The organism is Pedobacter sp. Leaf132 (assembly GCF_920984695.1).
Taxonomy (GTDB): Bacteria; Bacteroidota; Bacteroidia; order Sphingobacteriales; family Sphingobacteriaceae; genus Pedobacter.
Window position 1 is genome coordinate 76,477 of the sequence record NZ_CAKLBO010000009.1, and the last position, 16,397, is coordinate 92,873.

10 protein-coding genes are annotated in these 16,397 nt (G+C 36.2%); 1 reads left to right on the forward strand and 9 read right to left on the reverse strand.

The genetic code is table 11. The features are described 5' to 3' along the window. Positions 1-31: 31 nt before the first annotated feature. The 9 genes from LUA86_RS15390 to LUA86_RS15430 form a co-directional block, all read right to left on the reverse strand. Positions 32-1,399, reverse strand: coding sequence for an MFS transporter (locus LUA86_RS15390; RefSeq protein ID WP_231464303.1), 1,368 nt, complete (start codon positions 1,397-1,399; stop codon positions 32-34). A gap of 119 nt (positions 1,400-1,518) precedes the next feature. Continuing rightward, entirely contained in the window at positions 1,519-3,384 is a 1,866-nt protein-coding gene (locus tag LUA86_RS15395) for an alpha-amylase family protein (protein ID WP_231464304.1), read from the reverse strand. Further along, complete coding sequence (locus tag LUA86_RS15400) at positions 3,381-5,699, reverse strand: glycoside hydrolase family 65 protein (protein ID WP_231464306.1); 2,319 nt, start codon at positions 5,697-5,699, stop codon at positions 3,381-3,383. Before LUA86_RS15400 ends, LUA86_RS15395 begins: the two co-directional genes overlap by 4 nt. 161 nt (positions 5,700-5,860) lie before the next feature. After that, positions 5,861-6,541 (reverse strand): beta-phosphoglucomutase, encoded by a 681-nt coding sequence (gene pgmB, locus LUA86_RS15405; protein WP_231464310.1) that lies wholly within the window; start codon positions 6,539-6,541, stop codon positions 5,861-5,863. Positions 6,542-6,586: 45 nt separating this feature from the next. Then, a complete protein-coding gene (locus tag LUA86_RS15410; protein WP_231464312.1) occupies positions 6,587-8,431 on the reverse strand; it encodes a glycoside hydrolase family 13 protein in 1,845 nt (614 codons plus the stop codon). A gap of 175 nt (positions 8,432-8,606) precedes the next feature. Further along, positions 8,607-9,611, reverse strand: coding sequence for a SusE domain-containing protein (locus tag LUA86_RS15415; protein WP_231464314.1), 1,005 nt, complete (start codon positions 9,609-9,611; stop codon positions 8,607-8,609). Positions 9,612-9,630: 19 nt separating this feature from the next. Next, on the reverse strand, positions 9,631-11,211 hold the full coding sequence (locus LUA86_RS15420) for a RagB/SusD family nutrient uptake outer membrane protein (RefSeq protein WP_231464317.1): 1,581 nt from the start codon (positions 11,209-11,211) through the stop codon (positions 9,631-9,633). Between the two features lie 13 nt (positions 11,212-11,224). After that, positions 11,225-14,179, reverse strand: a complete 2,955-nt coding sequence (locus LUA86_RS15425) for a TonB-dependent receptor (protein WP_231464318.1) — start codon at positions 14,177-14,179, stop codon at positions 11,225-11,227. A 423-nt stretch (positions 14,180-14,602) separates the two neighbouring features. Beyond that, positions 14,603-15,628 carry a LacI family DNA-binding transcriptional regulator gene (locus LUA86_RS15430; RefSeq protein WP_231464320.1) on the reverse strand — a complete coding sequence of 342 codons (1,026 nt, stop codon included), beginning with the start codon at positions 15,626-15,628 and terminating at the stop codon, positions 14,603-14,605. A gap of 261 nt (positions 15,629-15,889) precedes the next feature. On the opposite strand from LUA86_RS15430, the gene LUA86_RS15435 reads away from it, so the two are divergent. Further along, positions 15,890-16,249: a PleD family two-component system response regulator gene (locus tag LUA86_RS15435; RefSeq protein WP_231464322.1), complete on the forward strand. Its 360-nt coding sequence runs from the start codon at positions 15,890-15,892 to the stop codon at positions 16,247-16,249. The last annotated feature ends 148 nt before the right edge of the window (positions 16,250-16,397 follow it).

The window sequence follows — 16,397 nt, forward strand, 5'->3', positions numbered from 1 at the left end:
TGCTTCGTGCCTCGCAATGGCGAAATGTTATTTATACTGATCTATTTTCTTCAATTGCCAATTCTGCAGCTAAAGCTTCATCGGTCTTTTTTGGTTCTCTGATGAACACATAGCAAATCACAGCAGCGAGAATCATTAATCCTCCACCTAGCTGAACGGCTAAAAGTCTATCATTATTAAGTACATTACGCATTAACCAGCCAAAACCTAATGATGCAATAATTTCTGGTAACACGATAAAAAAGTTGAAAATACCCATGTAAATTCCAATTTTATCTTTTGGCAATGAACCGCTTAACATGGCATAAGGCATAGAAAGAATACTTGCCCATGCAATGCCCACACCTGTCATACATACATAAAGCATATTTTTATCGTGTACCCAGGCTACGCTGATTAAGCCTATTGCGCCACAAAGCAAGCACAATGCATGGGTTGTTTTCCTGCCTAAAGCATCGGCAATTTTTGGTAAAACCAAAGCGAATAGGAAGGTAATTACGCTATAGTAAGCTAAGGTTAAACTTCCGAAATCGGCTCCTTGCGCATAAATCGGGTCGGCTGCATCTTTACCGCCAAAAACATTTACGGCAACAGCAGTTGTGTAATAAAACCACATTAAAAATAATCCTGGCCAGGTAAAAAACTGCACTAACGAAACCACCTGCATGCGTTTCGGCATATTTTTTAAAGCGCTAAAAATTTCATTTACGCCATTTGCAAAGCCTTTATTGTTATGCGTTGTAAGTTCTTCTTCGCGTGGTGGATATTCTTTTGTGGTAAAAACCGTCCAAAGTACCGCTGCGAAAAAGAAAAATGCGCCGATGTAAAAAGAGAATTTAACATTATCAGGAATGTTTCCTTTTTCTGCAGTGTTTTGTAAATCGAAAACATTATTCATTAACCAGGGCAAGGCCGATGCAATACTTCCGCCCAAACCAATCATCATGCTTTGCATAATAAAACCACGATTAACCTGACTATCGGGTAATTTATCGGTAACAAAAGCACGGAAAGGTTCCATGGCAATATTGCCAAAAACATCTAAAATCCAAAGCAAACCAGCAGCCATCCATAAGGCGCTACTGTGTGGCATAAAAATTAAAGCAATACTACTTACAATTGCTCCAATCATAAAATATGGTCTTCTTCTACCCCATTTTGGATGCCAGGTTCTGTCGCTTAAATAACCTATAACCGGTTGAACCAGCAGGCCGGTTAAAGGTGCTGCCAAAAACAATAAAGGTACCTGGTCTGGATTGGCGCCTAGGTTTTCGTAAATACGACCCATGTTGGCACGCTGCAAATCCCAACCGAACTGAATTCCGAAAAAACCAACACTCATGTTAATGATTTGTGCAAGCGTTAATTTCGGGTTTTCGAATATTGTTTTTAAGCTCATTATATCTGGTTTTGTTTAACCGCAAAGGATGCAAAGTGAAAAGATGTGAAGAATGCAAAACTGCTTGCTTGTTCTTTTGAATCTTTGCGAAAATCTTTGCGTTCTTTGGGCTTTTTGGTTTAAAATTCTATCACTTGTGCCGATACAGGCTCAAGCTTTACCGGAATACTCGTTCCTGCCGGAATATTTAATTTTCTATCAGTTAATAAATCCGTAACCGGAGATGAATGTTTCACTTTCAAAACATAGTCAGGAATTTCAATATTAGCTTCTAAAGTTTGGTTTCTATCAAAATTTACCACAACCAACAAACGCTGCTTTCCCGAATAGCGAATAAATGCATACATGCGGTTGTTCATATTACCAGATTGAGGCACATCATAAATTTCGCCATTTAAAACAGCATCACTTTGTGTGGTAACCTTTAAAAGCTGTTGATAATATGCCCGTAATTTTTGTTGCGAAGCATTTAATTTGTGACCATCAAATAAGCCTCCATTCATCCATTTCTGATGATTTGGAACGCCCCAATAATCAAATATTGTAGTACGGTTATCATCGCCACCAAAACCTTCAGCACCTTTTCCGGGCTCGCCAACTTCTTGTCCGAAATAAAGCATAACCGGACCAGAACCTAAAGTTGCAGAAACTACCATTGCAGGTAAAGCCAGTTCGGCCTTGCCGGCAAATCCTGCTGATGCGATCCGTTCTTCATCGTGATTTTCTAAAAAGCGCAACATATTTTTGCCAAAACCAGCGCTTTCTTTCTGCCATACATAACGGATAGCGGCAACATCTGCATTCGGTTCGTTTCTAATTAATCGTTTCAAGCCATCGTACAAACCAACTTTATCATACAAATAATCGAATTTACCTTGCTCCAAATATTGTTTGTAAACCTGCGGATTATAAGCTTCGCCTAAGAAAATGATGTTTGAATTAATTTGTTTAACCTGCGGAATAACCCAATTCCAAAAAGCAATCGGAACCATTTCGGCCATATCACAACGGAAACCATCAACACCTTTCTTAGCCCAAAAAACTAAAATATCACGCATTTTATTCCACACCGGTGGAATGGGATCGAAGTGTTCTTTTCTGCCATTTTGATAATCTACACCATAATTCAATTTGATGGTTTCATACCAATCGTCATATCTTGGCGATGCAGTGAAAGCGTCATTACCGGTAACTTTTGCTGGGTTTTCATCAAATTTACCATCCTGCAAAACAGTTAATGGCGTTTTTTGCCCGTTGGTTGGCACTACCAAAGGCTTACCAGGAATATAATAAAAGTCGTTCGCCGTGCTGAAACCTTTAGTAACATCATCCTTTGCACCAAAATCAATTACATTTTTTGGCTTTGCATAAGAATGATAGCTTCTGGCAACATGATTTGGAACGAAATCGATAATTACTTTTAAGTTTTTAGCGTGAGTTCTTTTAAGTAAGGCCTCAAACTCATTCATTCGGTTTTTAACGTCAACCGCTAAATCAGGATTTACATCATAATAATCGCGAATAGCATAAGGCGAACCTGCTCTGCCTTTTACAACATCGGCATCATCAACCTTAATTCCATAAGCTGAATAATCAGTTAAGCTAGCATGAGCAATTACACCGGTGTACCAAACATAATTTGCATGCAACTCTTTAATGCCATCCAATGCCTTATCGGTAATATCATTAAATTTTCCAGAACCGTTTTGCTCTATAGTACCATAAGGGATGTTTGTAGTATTTTTATTTCCGAATAATCTTGGTAACAATTGATATATAACGATTTGTTTATCGTTCATTTTTCTACTCTTTTTTTGTGAAAAGGATGATTGAGATAGAATGGTAAAGATAATGAAAAACGCTAAAATCTTACCCGAAGCCCATTCAAATGGAGATGAGCTTAGAACCGAAAAACGCTTTGCACTTATTAAGGGTTGAGGTTTAAACCTTATACACTCAACCTCTAAACCATCAACCTTCATCATACCAACGCTGTGTTATTAACTTCAATTTCGGCGTTGCCGGATAACTTATAACTGTGGTTTTTAATTACAATTTCCAACTCAACATCATTATTGTTTTTAATGTTGATACCGTTTTCTGTAATGTTAACCTTTAAAGTTGCACCTCTGAAACCAATGGTAAACGAGAACGATTTCCATTGTTTTGGCAAGAAAGGATTAAACTGTAATTTGCCATCGCGAACACGCATGCCGGCAAATCCTTCCACAACACTCATCCAGGTTCCAGCCATAGAGGTGATGTGCAAACCATCTTCCGTATCGTTATTGTAATCATCTAAATCCAAACGGGCTGTGCGTAAGTAAAATTCGTAAGCACGGGCTTCATCACTTAATTTAGCGGCTAAAATACTGTGTACGCAAGGCGATAAAGAACTTTCGTGAACAGTGCGAGGTTCATAAAAATCGAAGTTCCTTCTGATGGTTTCCAAATCATAATCTTCTTCAAAGAAGTATATTCCCTGTAAAACATCTGCTTGTTTAATAAATGGCGAACGCAAAATTCTATCCCAACTCCATTTCTGATTAATTGGTCTTTGGCTTGCAGGTAAATCTTTTACCAAAGTTTGCTCTTTATCCAAATAACCATCTTGCTGTAAGAAAATACCTTGTTCTTTATCTTCAGGGTAGTACATTTTTTCGATGATATCTGCCCAATCAGCAAATTCTTTATCATCAAAATTTAAGCTTTTTAACAAGCTTGTATATTTTTCTGGTTGTTGATTTTTTACAATTTCGGCCGCTTCAGTTGCATATTTCATGCACCATGTTGCCAATAAATTGGTGTACCAGTTGTTGTTTACGTTGTTTTCGTACTCATTCGGACCAGTTACACCCAACATAACATATTTTTGCTTTTCGCCGCTCCAGTTTACACGTTGTTTCCAAAAACGGGCTATGGCAATTAAAACCTCCAAACCATATTCTGATAAATAACTTTCATCGCCAGTATAACGAATGTAATTGTAAATGGCAAAAGCAATAGCACCATTGCGGTGAATTTCCTCAAAGGTAATTTCCCATTCATTGTGGCATTCTTCGCCATTCATGGTAACCATTGGGTACAATGCAGCACCATCTGAAAAGCCTAATTTAGCTGCGTTTTCAATGGCTTTTCCAAGCTGTTTGTGGCGATAAATTAATAAGTTTTTACTTACTTCCTGCGGAGCAGTAGCTAAGTAAAAAGGCACACAATATGCTTCGGTATCCCAATATGTAGAACCACCATATTTCTCGCCGGTAAAACCTTTCGGACCAATATTCAGTCTGTCGTCTTTACCTGTATAGGTTTGAAATAACTGAAAAATATTGAAACGGATTGCTTGCTGAGCCGAAACATCACCTTCAATTACGATATCACTTTCTTCCCATTTGCTCGCCCAAGCCTGGCTTTGCTCTTGCAATAAGGTATCAAAACCTTTATCCGTTGCTTTCGCGATAACTGATTTAGCTTCTTTTAGCAGTGCTTCTTTTGGGTAATTTTCTGAAGATAAATTAGCTGCAATTTTAACTAAAGTAATTTCATCGTTCGATTTCACATCAACAGAAAAAGTTTGTCCGACAAATTTTTCTTTACGAACTGCTTCTGGATTGATAGTAACTTTCTCAGCATTTTTGAACAATTCGATATTGCTTCCGGTGCAAACCTCAAACTCTGTTTTCTTTGTTCTTAATTTAATGTAAGCTTCTGTTCCTGTGATTTCATCAGAAACCATATCCCAGAATTTTTCATCGTAGTTGCTATCCTGATTTTTAACATCGCCATCAATAAACGGTGTTAAAGTTAGTTTACCATCAAAATCTAATGCTGTGATGCTGTAGCGGATGGCGCCAACTTCATCATCAGCTATGCTGCAAAAACGACTAGCTTTAACTTTTACCGTTTTGCCACTTTTTAATTTTGCAGTGAATGTACGTTCTAAAACACCCGCATGCATATTTAGCACACGTTTAAAATCACTAACTTCAGCAGTAGCTAAATCCAGAATTTCATCATCTAATTTTACTTCAATACCTACCCAGTTTGCCGCATTTAAAACTTTTGCAAAATATTCAGGATAACCGTTTTTCCACCATCCAACACGGGTTTTATCAGGATAGTAAACACCTGCAACGTAGTTTCCAGGCAAAGTTTCGCCAGTGTAAGTTTCTTCAAAATTGGCACGCTGGCCCATTCGGCCATTACCCAAACTGAAAATACTTTCCGAAATTTTATTTAAATGTGGATCAAAGCCTTCTTCGATAATGTTCCACTCATCTGCCTTAATGTAATTCTTCATATTCTAGTATCAAGTAGTTAGTATTAAGTAGCAAGACTTAACCTAAACCTTAATTTCATAATCTTTATAATATCAACTTTAGTAGTGTATTTCAGAAAGCAAGAGACTGGATATTTTTAGTTAACCCTGACTTGATACTTGCTACTTTATACCTGATACTTTTATAATTCTTCTAAATCTTTAACCGTTAATTTATCTAATCCACTTACCACCACATCTGCATCTGTAAGTACACTTTTTTCGCCAATACCAATGGCTTTCATACCGCCACATTTTGCGGCTTCTACACCTGCAACCGCATCTTCGAAAACCACACACTCCTCAGGTTTGAAACCTAAAAGTTCGGCTCCTTTTAAAAAAACTTCGGGGTCGGGCTTTGATTTAGTCACCATGTTACCATCTACAATTTCATCAAAGAAATGTGCAAGATTTGTTCTCTCTAAAATGATTCCTGAATTTTTACTTGCCGAACCTAGAGCTAATTTATAACCTGCTTTATGAATTTCGGTTAAAAAATCGACAGTTCCAGGCAAAACCTCGGATGGTGTCATTTTGGTAATCATATCAACATACCAACTGTTTTTTAAAGTTGCCAGTTCATCTTTCTCTGCATCGCTTTTTTCTACCTTGCCCCAGGCCAAAATCTTGTTTAAGCTTTCAACGCGACTTACCCCTTTCAATTGCTCATTTTGTTCTTCAGTAAAATCAAAACCCATGGTATTTGCCAGGCGCTTCCAGGCTTTGTAATGGTAAACTGCTGTATCAACCAAAACGCCATCTAAATCGAATAGACAGGCTTTGATGGGTGATGTAATAGGTGAAATGTGAGATGTTTGTTGCATTGTAATTTTTAAATTCCGTTGACTGAAGTCAACGGCAATGAATGACTAATTTAATTCTAAAACCAAAGTTGTTTTTGCAGGTACTTTAATTTCTTTAATTGATACAGATTGGTTGGTTATAATGTTTTTAGCTGTAGATATTCCTGATATACGTTCTGCAAATCTCTCAGTAGCTAATGTTTTTTCCTTTTCCGTATTATTCGAGATAACCATTACAGTCCCTTTCGCTGTATTGTTATAACGAAAATATACATAAATATCATCCTCCGGAACAAATTGCATTAATTTACCACTTTGCAGAGCCATGCTATTTTTGCGATAGTTAGCCAGTGTTTTAACATAGTTAAAGGCTTCATTTTCTTTATTGGTTCTGCCATTGGAGATGAATTTATCCTTTTTATCACCCTCCCATCCGCCAGGAAAATCAGAACGCACCAAACCATCTGGATTAGAGAAATTTTTCATCAAAATTTCTGTTCCGTAATACATTTGCGGGATGCCACGCATGGTTAGCAGAAGTGCCATACCCATTTTATATTTATCAAAATCTTCATTAACCACGGAGTAAAATCTACTCATATCATGATTATCCAAAGCAATACAGTTTAATGTTGGGTCTTTGTAAAGGAAATCGTGAGCAACAACATCATATAAACGGTTAATACCATCAGTCCAGCCGTTTTTACCATTAAGCGCTTCATAAATACCTTCTTTCACTGCCATATCGGTAATACCGGGCAAATGTGTATCAAAACCACGATTTACTGTATTGCCGCCAGTAAAGTATGCTTGATTAGCCACACCAGAAACGAAAGTTTCGCCAAATACAGATAAGTTTGGAAATTCAGCTTTTAGTTTTAATGCCCAATCTGCCATGTACTCAGGGTCGTTATATGGATAAGTATCTAAACGCAATCCATCAATTCCTGCATATTCAATCCACCAGATGTGATTTTGCGTCAGGTAATTTTGTACGTAAGGATTGTTTTGATTTAAATCTGGCATTGATGGTACAAACCAACCATCTAACATTCTTTTACGGTCTGCTTCAGAAGCATGTGTATCCATAACGGTTTGGTCGCGATAGCTTGTTTGTGTATATTTTGGCCATTGATGCACCCAATTCTTCATCGGTAAATCTTTGAAAAACCAATGTCCGGTGCCAATATGATTGTGCACAATATCTTTAATAACTTTCATGCCTTTGGCATGAGCAGTTTCTACGTACTTTTTAAATAATTCGTTTGTTCCGTAGCGAGGATCTATTTTATAATGGTCTGTTGCAGCGTAACCATGATACGAAGCTTTTTCCATATCATTTTCGATTTCGGGGGTCATCCACACGGTTGTAATGCCTAAATCTTTTAAATAATCTAAATGATTAATTACGCCTTGCAAATCGCCGCCATGGCGATAATACATACTATCGCGGTTTAATGCAGTTTCAGCTAAACCTTGCACAACATCATTACTTTTATCGCCATTCGAAAAACGGTCTGGCATCAATAAGTAAATAAAATCTTTTTGTGTTACGCCTTGAATGCGGTTTGCACTTTTATCACGATTTTTTAATTCGTAGGTATAGGAAAATAGTTTTTCGCCTTTGGCAGAAAAATTTATAGGAAATTTACCCGGTTTTGCTGATGCAGAAACTTCTAAATCGACAAAAAGGTAATTAGGATTTTCAACTTTGTTAATCTTAACCAGTTTTACACCCGGATAAGATAGGCTTATGCTACTTGCAGCGATATTTTCGCCATGAACAAGCAATTGTAATTTAGGGTTTTTCATCCCCGAGAACCAAAACATCGGCTCAATGCGTTCTAATTTTTGAGCAAAAAGATTTGTGCTTAAAAACAGTACTATCAATAATATTAAAGAGTTTTTCATTCTAGTATTGTTGAACACGCATGAAACTGATTGATGCAGTGTTACCAGAAAATTAGATTGAGCATTTAAATTTGAAACAAGATTAGTTTCCTTAGGTAAAATGGAACTGAACATATTAAATGCTTTAGGAAATTAACAGTAATCCCCTGCAAATTAAATTGCAGGGGATTGATAATTATAATTTTGTTACTGTGTAAGTACCGCCTTTACCATCGGCACTAACCGTTAGCACAAGCTTGTAGTTACCAGGAGCTGCAATAACAATATTGCCACCACCGTTACCGATGCTTGTTCCCCAATCGTGATTTTTTCTGAATTTGAACTCACCAGCAGTTAATGCTACAGTAGCTGTCCATGTATTGTTACCATCGTTAGTAGCTTTTAAATCTGTATCTACAGACCAGTTGCTTCCAGGAATGGCGTTTCCAATAATCGACCAGTAATCTGCATCAGCAATAGTGTAAACCAAAGTGTTTAAATCAACGGTAAGTAATTTAAATCCTGCAGAAACAGAACTGATATCACCTCCAGAAGTACTTAATTTACCACCGCCAGCATTTCCATAAGCAACATCCCATTTTTTTGCAGGTGTTATTTTGAAGTTCTGTCCATCAAATTTAATTACGCCAGAATAAACGCCATTACCGGTAACTGATACCAAACTATCTGCACTTGCAGGATTCCATCCCTGATAATTACCTGGTACATAAATCCAGGAAGTTAATGGGAAAGGTTTAGTGTTTATGGTTACAACATTACTGTAAACCGGTGCCGCAGTTGCAGAAATAGAAGATTTTATTCTGAATTCTACATCTGTATTTGTTGTGGTAGGAATACCTAAAGCAAGTAATAGGTTATTAAAATCTAACCCGTTGTAAGCTTTAGAAGCAACTTTTGCATCCATTAACACCTCTTTTGGAGCAGCAAAATTAGTGCCCTTTGCAGCCATTTGTAAGGTATTGGTAACTGCTGCCGGATAACCGAAATTCGCTTCAGTTAAGCTAAATGTTACAACTGTTGTAGTTAGTTTTGATTTATCTAATACTACATTGGTAGCAGAAGCTTGCAAAGCACCACCATTACCTGATGTAGCAACTGCTCTAGTTTCATCCTTTTTACAAGACCATAGCGATACAGCGATTAAGCTTAATGCTAAGGATTTTAAGAAAATTGATTTCATATCTTTTGAATGATTGAGATTAATAACCAGTATTTTGTTTCAGATTTGGATTAGCAATTAAATCTGCTGTTGGCAGCGGATATAAATTGCGATATGCAGGCAATGCTGTACCAGCTTTTACGCCACCTTTAAATTGCCATAAATAACTTCCATCTGTGTATTTTCCGTAACGCACTAAATCTGTACGGCGGTGACCTTCCCAGTATAATTCACGACCACGTTCATCCAGGAAAAAATCTGTAGATAATGCCGTAACATTTCCAGAAGCGTTTCCATAAGCACGGGTACGTAATTCATTTACATAATTTAAGGCCTGTGCCGTTGAACCACCGGTACCACCACGCATTACCGCTTCGCCGTAAATAAGATATTGCTCAGCTAAACGGAAAATTGGAAAATCTAACGAACTGAATGTTCCATTTAATGATGGAGGCGTTACACCAGTTGAACTTACGTTTTTAAATTTAGTAACACGTAAACCATCTGTAAATACGCCAATATCATCAATACCATTTTTTGAACCAAAGAAAGCACCACGTTTATCTAAAGTACCATTAGCATCGGGGAATAAAGCAGGCAAATTAGCACGGGTTCTGTTACCACCCCAACCACCATTTGGCACACCATAAGATGCTGGATTCATATCGCCGTTAATACCTGCGTTAATTAAGAAAGTTGTACCTCCGTAGTTGGTACCATTAACCCCATCATAATTAATGCTTAAAATGGTTTCTAAGTTATTTACATTATTATCCGTTCTGAATAAATCCATGTAATTTTGTTTCAACTTGTAACCTGCATTTATTACTTTACTAGCATAAGTAATGGCTTCTGTGTATTTAGCTGTTCCTGAATATACTTGAGCATTTAAGTAAATTCTCGCAAGCAATGCCCAGGCAGCACCTTTGTCAGCACGACCATATTCGCTGCGTGGCTCAGGTAATTCTGCTTCAATTGCTTTTAACTCAGACTCTACATAATTAAATAAAGCAGCTCTTTGAATTTGCTGAGGCGCAACTTTACCAATTGCATCATTTTCAGTAACAAAAGGTGGATTACCAAAAGCATCCATTAATACCCAATATTGATATGCCCGTAAAAAACGTGCTTCTGAACGGTATTTAGCAATCGCTGTAGCATCAGCACCGCTAATGTTGCGACTCGCTAATTTCTCTGGTGTACTTTCGCGAAGAAACTCGTTTACAAATGTAATTTGTAAAATACTTCTCGAATACAAACCTCTTAAAAACTGATTATCAACACTTGGTGTAGAATAATCTAATTCAGGAATGCCTGTATCGCCCCATGCGCAAATGGCTTCATCAGTTGTTAACTCTTGCGAAGTCCAGAACAACCTTAAAAAATCTGCGAAACCAGCATTTAAACCACCTACATCACTAGCATCCGAACCTGATGGACTAGTTAACGAGTATGTAGCATATAATTTTACCAAACTATTTTTATAACCTGCAGGCGTTGCATAAACAACATCAGCAGTTGCATCATTAGTCGGCTTTAAATTTAAAGCATCTTTCTTACAAGAATTTAAAGAAAGCAGTAAAACGCCCGATGCTAATAATATTTTAAATGAATTTTTCATCTTTATCTTTTATTTAAAAACCAACATTTAAACCTAGAGTGAATGTTCTTGGTCTAGGGTATAAATTGTAATCAATACCTGAAACCGACTCTGGGTCTATACCTTTATACTCAGATACGACAAACACATTCTGGCAGTTTGCCGAGATACGCATTGTAGTATTTCCATTAGGAGAAAGTTTACCGAAATTATATGATAAACCAACGTTATCCATTTTCAAAAACGAAGCGTTTTTAATGTAGTAATCACTTAAGTATTGGCTGGTTTGGAAATTTGTATTGTAAATATCTCTGCCAGAATTGTTTAATATTCCTTGTGTACTTAAAACATTGTTTCTGATACCGAAGTTAGAAGAAACGTTATCGTAAATATAATTTCCGATGTTTGCTCTTAGCACTGTATTGAAACTCCATTTTTTAAAAGTAAACGAAGTATTGAAACCGAAAGTAAAATTCGGATCTGGTGATTTATAGAAATATTGATCGCTTGTGTTAATTACACCATCAGAGTTTAAATCTGCGTAAACACCTTCTAATGGAACTCCGTTAGCATTGTAAACTTGTTTGTAAACAAAATAAGCACCTGGCATTTGGTTTACTGCATGATATTTAAGTGTTACACCTGTACCACCTGTAATGTCTCCTGCGCTAACTTTAGAACCCGGATCAGGATTTAAAGTTAAGTTGGTGATTTTTCTTTTGTTATACGCAGCATTAAAGCCGAAATCCCAGGTTACGTTATCGCTTTGAATAGCAATAATGTTTAAACTTGCCTCTGCACCTTTAACTTCCATATTACCAACATTTGTAGTTAATAAGTTTGTAAAGTTTGTACCTACCGGGATGTTTACAACGCTTAAAAGATCTTTAGTTTTTTTGTAATAGGCATCTAAACTACCGTAAACTCTTCCTTTAAAGAAACCATAATCCAAACCTGCATTGTATGTTGTTGTAGATTCCCATTTCAAATCAGGATCATATCCAGCCGGGCTATAATAATTGTAAAAGGTATTTCCAACCTGATATTGACCATTATTGGTGTTAGCATAATATCTCGATAGATATTCATAATTACCAATACCATCTTTATTACCAGTTTGACCATAACTTAATCTTAGTTTCATATCAGAAACTACTTTGCTATCTTTTAAGAAATCTTCACCAATAATTCTCCAGGTAAAACCAACCGATGGGAAATATCCCCAACGATTATCTTCAGCGAATTTCGAAGAAGCATCTGCCCTCATGGTACCATTTAAGATATATTTATCATCAAAAGTATAGTTAAAACGACCATAATAAGAAAGCAATTTATTTTGCTCTACTGAGAAAGGAAATACAGGAGTGGTTAATAACTCGCCAGTACCTCTGTAAGAGTTATAGTTAAAGTTTGTTTGCGCAATATCGTAATAGCCATAACCTGCTGTTACATCAAACTTACTTTTAATGCTTTCTACATTTTTCGAATAGTTTAAGTAAAACTCTGAGAATGTATTACGCTCTATATTTTTTCTGTTTGAATAAGAGCCTTGTGTCGAAGCACTTTGAGCAGCAAAAATCGGTACTCTGGTGTATCCATAACCTTTAGATACATCATAACCTAAGTTTAAGTTAGCGTGTAACTCCGGTAAAAAGTGGAACGAATAATCGAACCTAGCATTACCAAAACTTCTGGCTGCTCTACCTTGATTATCTTGTAATTCGATTAAAGCCAAAGGGTTGCGAGGCGCATTTGGATTTGGAACTGCTCCGTTAATCCATTCATAATAACCACCAAATTGATTTGCTGCATAAACAGGTTTAGTTGGATCGAATTGAATTGCATTACTAATAGCAGCATCATTTGGAAACTGCGATTCTGTTAAAGCACCTTTTAAACTTAAATCAATTTTTAAATGGTCGGTAAAGAATTTAGGCGAAATGGTTAAACCACCGGTTGCTCTTTTTAAATCACTTTTGATAACAACACCTTCTTGATCTAAATAACCAGCAGAAACACGATAAGGAACACCTTTAAATGAGCCTGCAATACTCAGGTTATTATCAGTTGTAAATGCCGTTCTGTAAATTTCATCTTGCCAATCTGTATTTGCAGTACCCAATAATGCTTTTTGAGCAGCACTACCATTTGCATTTACATAAGCACGAACTTCATCTGCAGATAATACATCTACTTTTTTAGCCACCGTACCGATTGAATTGTTTGTGTTAAAGTTAATAACAGGCGCACCAGAACCACCTTTTTTAGTGGTAATCAATACCACACCATTTGATGCTCTTGAACCGTAAATTGCAGTAGCATTTGCATCTTTCAGGGTTGTGATATTTTCAATATCATTAGGGTTAACCAATGATAAAGGACTTGGTGCATTACCTATTCCATTACCACTAAAAGGAACTCCATCGATAACAACCAACGGATCGTTACTTGCATTTAAAGATGCACCACCACGAATCCTGATTACGCTACCCGAACCTGGGGCACCGCCATTTGATGTGATGTTAACACCCGCAACTTTTCCTTGAATTAATTGCTCTGGTGTTGTAATAGTACCTTTCTGAAAATCTTTTGCACTTACTGAAGTGATTGCCCCAGTTAAATTTTTCTTTTCGGCAGTACCATAACCAATAACAACTACTTCATTTAATTTTTGTGCATCGGGCACCAACTGAAAACTAACAGTTGTATTTGCTGCAGCACTTACAGCTTTATCCATAGTTTGGTAACCTACAAAACTTACAGATAAAGTTAGGGAACCTGCTGTTAAACCCGACAGTTTGAAATTACCATCTGCATCTGTTGATGTACTTCTTGTAGTTCCTTTAACTAAAATAGAAGCACCAGGCAATGGTTGTCCGGTTTCATCAAGCACCTTACCAGAAATTGATCCGGTTTGTGCCTTTACGATTAATGCTGATAAAACTAACAGCATCAAAAGCCCCTGTTTTAACAGGTAAAATACTTTCATATTCGAAGCTCTTTTAAGTATAAAAATTTGGTTAAATATTATTGTGATTTACACACCCGACTAATTTACAGCACTAAATCATAATTCAAAATTTATTTAAAAAATATATTTGAGCAGCTCTTCTCAAATTAATTTCTGGCTAAAAAACCTGAGCTTTTCCATTTTTTTATCTTACTCAAATCAAATGATTAATAAATTAAAACATTGATTTACAATAATTTAAAAATGTTAAAAATAAATTTTGTGTGTAATTTTTACACTAAGTGATTTTTTACCTGTTTTTCGGGAACGTTCCCGACTTTTTCAAGCGCAATTCGGAATATTTATCGGGAACGTTCCCGATGATGAAGCGAAATTCTGCGTAAAATACACTAAGTGAAGATTTTTTTTATCAAAAATGAGGGCTAAAAACAGGTAGTTTTTTTAGTGTTTTTGAGGCGAATTTGAGGTAGAATTCCGCATGATTATTTTAGATTCTAAAACCACTTCTAATGAGCAGTTTTCGTTACTGTTTTTATCTAAAATTTTGAACAGCATTTTGGCTGCTTCCATACCAATTTCGGTAGCAGGTTGTGTAATTGTTGTTAAGGATGGATTTAAAAGTGGTGCGATTTCCAAACTCGAAAAACTGATTATTTTTAAATCATCGGGTATCGAAATATTTAAATCATAACACGCGTAATAACTTGCAAAAGCCAAACGCTCAACAGATGTAAAAACGCCATCAGGCTTTAGCTCTGTTAAAGCATTTTTGATGATGATGCTATTTTCTTCATAACTGTTGCTGCAATCCACAATCAATTGCTCATCAAACTTCAAATCGTGTTTAGAAAGCGCATCTATATAACCTTGCATACGGGTTTTACCAATTGATAAACTCTTATTTACAACCAGGTAAGCAATTCGTTTACAACCTTGCTCTATTAAGTGCTCGGTAGCCAAAAAACTACTGTTATAATCATTTGTAATTACCCGAGGCGTTTCAATATCTTCATAAATCCTATCGAAAAAAACCAAAGGCAAACGTTTCGCACCAAATTTATTTAGATAGTTATGGTCGTTAGCCTCACCAGAAACCGACATAATAATTCCATCTGCCCTGCCGTTGTGCAGGTGCATTATAAAATTTACTTCCTTTTTAAAATCATCGTCGGTAACGTAAATTAAAATGTGGTAACCATTTTCACGGGCTACACGTTCAATTCCATGTATGGCTTGCGAGAAATAATTATTTGCCAGCTCGGGAACAATTACGGCAATGGTTTTACTTTTCTGCTCACGAAGATTACTGGCGTAATGGTTTGGTTGATAGTTTAATTCCTTAGCTTTTTCCAATATTAGTGCTTTGGTAGTTGCATTAATATCGCTATTATCTCTAAATGCTCTCGAAATAGTAGATGTAGATAAATTTAATGCTTTAGCTAGTTTCTTTATATTAATACTATCCATTTTGGTTTACAAACCTTATCATTGTAAAATTATGCTGTAAATATAAAATATTATCGTACTAATACGCTTAATTTAATAAAATCAAAAAAACCACAACTTGCTTTAAAAGTGTAATCCAACTTATACATTTGAGAAGGAAATTTGCCAATAGCAAAAAAATATTTATTAATTAAAACAAAATATATAAATCAGGTATTTATACTGTGAGAAATTATCGGCTTTTGGCTGAAACCAAGCAGAACGCTTACTTGAAAACATTTAATGGAAACTAAAAAAATTCTTATTGCAGATGATGATGAGGGCATTGTAGATGCAGTATCAATGATATTAGAAGTAATGGGCTATGAAGTTGATTTCACTTATGACGGCGGCGCAGTTTTAGAATTAGTAAAAAAAGGACCTGATTTAATTCTTTTAGATATATGGATGAGTGGGCACGATGGAAGGGATATTTGCAAGCAGCTTAAAAACGACCCAGTTTTTAGCAAAATCCCGGTTTTAATGATATCTGCAAGCCGCGACATCAGGCAATCGGCATTGGATGCCGGCGCAAATGATTTCATGGAAAAACCATTTGAAATGGATGCTCTATTAAACAAAGTAGGATTACTATTGACTTAGATTTACATTCTTTATCCTTCATTTGATGCTTAATAGATAATTATAAACATCTTCTATAGTCCAATTTCAAAACATTCTCAAATTCAAAAAACAGCAACCGATTTGTAATGTGTGGGCGAATAGCCAATTAGTCGTTCATATCATATCA

Excerpts from the sequence above, each read along its gene's own strand:
- pgmB (WP_231464310.1), bottom strand. The coding sequence starts at position 6,541 with ATGCAACAAACATCTCACATTTCACCTATTACATCACCCATCAAAGCC.
- LUA86_RS15420 (WP_231464317.1), bottom strand. The coding sequence starts at position 11,211 with ATGAAAAATTCATTTAAAATATTATTAGCATCGGGCGTTTTACTGCTT.
- LUA86_RS15425 (WP_231464318.1), bottom strand. The coding sequence starts at position 14,179 with ATGAAAGTATTTTACCTGTTAAAACAGGGGCTTTTGATGCTGTTAGTT.
- LUA86_RS15390 (WP_231464303.1), bottom strand. The coding sequence starts at position 1,399 with ATGAGCTTAAAAACAATATTCGAAAACCCGAAATTAACGCTTGCACAA.
- LUA86_RS15430 (WP_231464320.1), bottom strand. The coding sequence starts at position 15,628 with ATGGATAGTATTAATATAAAGAAACTAGCTAAAGCATTAAATTTATCT.
- LUA86_RS15435 (WP_231464322.1), top strand. The coding sequence starts at position 15,890 with ATGGAAACTAAAAAAATTCTTATTGCAGATGATGATGAGGGCATTGTA.
- LUA86_RS15410 (WP_231464312.1), bottom strand. The coding sequence starts at position 8,431 with ATGAAAAACTCTTTAATATTATTGATAGTACTGTTTTTAAGCACAAAT.
- LUA86_RS15400 (WP_231464306.1), bottom strand. The coding sequence starts at position 5,699 with ATGAAGAATTACATTAAGGCAGATGAGTGGAACATTATCGAAGAAGGC.
- LUA86_RS15395 (WP_231464304.1), bottom strand. The coding sequence starts at position 3,384 with ATGATGAAGGTTGATGGTTTAGAGGTTGAGTGTATAAGGTTTAAACCT.
- LUA86_RS15415 (WP_231464314.1), bottom strand. The coding sequence starts at position 9,611 with ATGAAATCAATTTTCTTAAAATCCTTAGCATTAAGCTTAATCGCTGTA.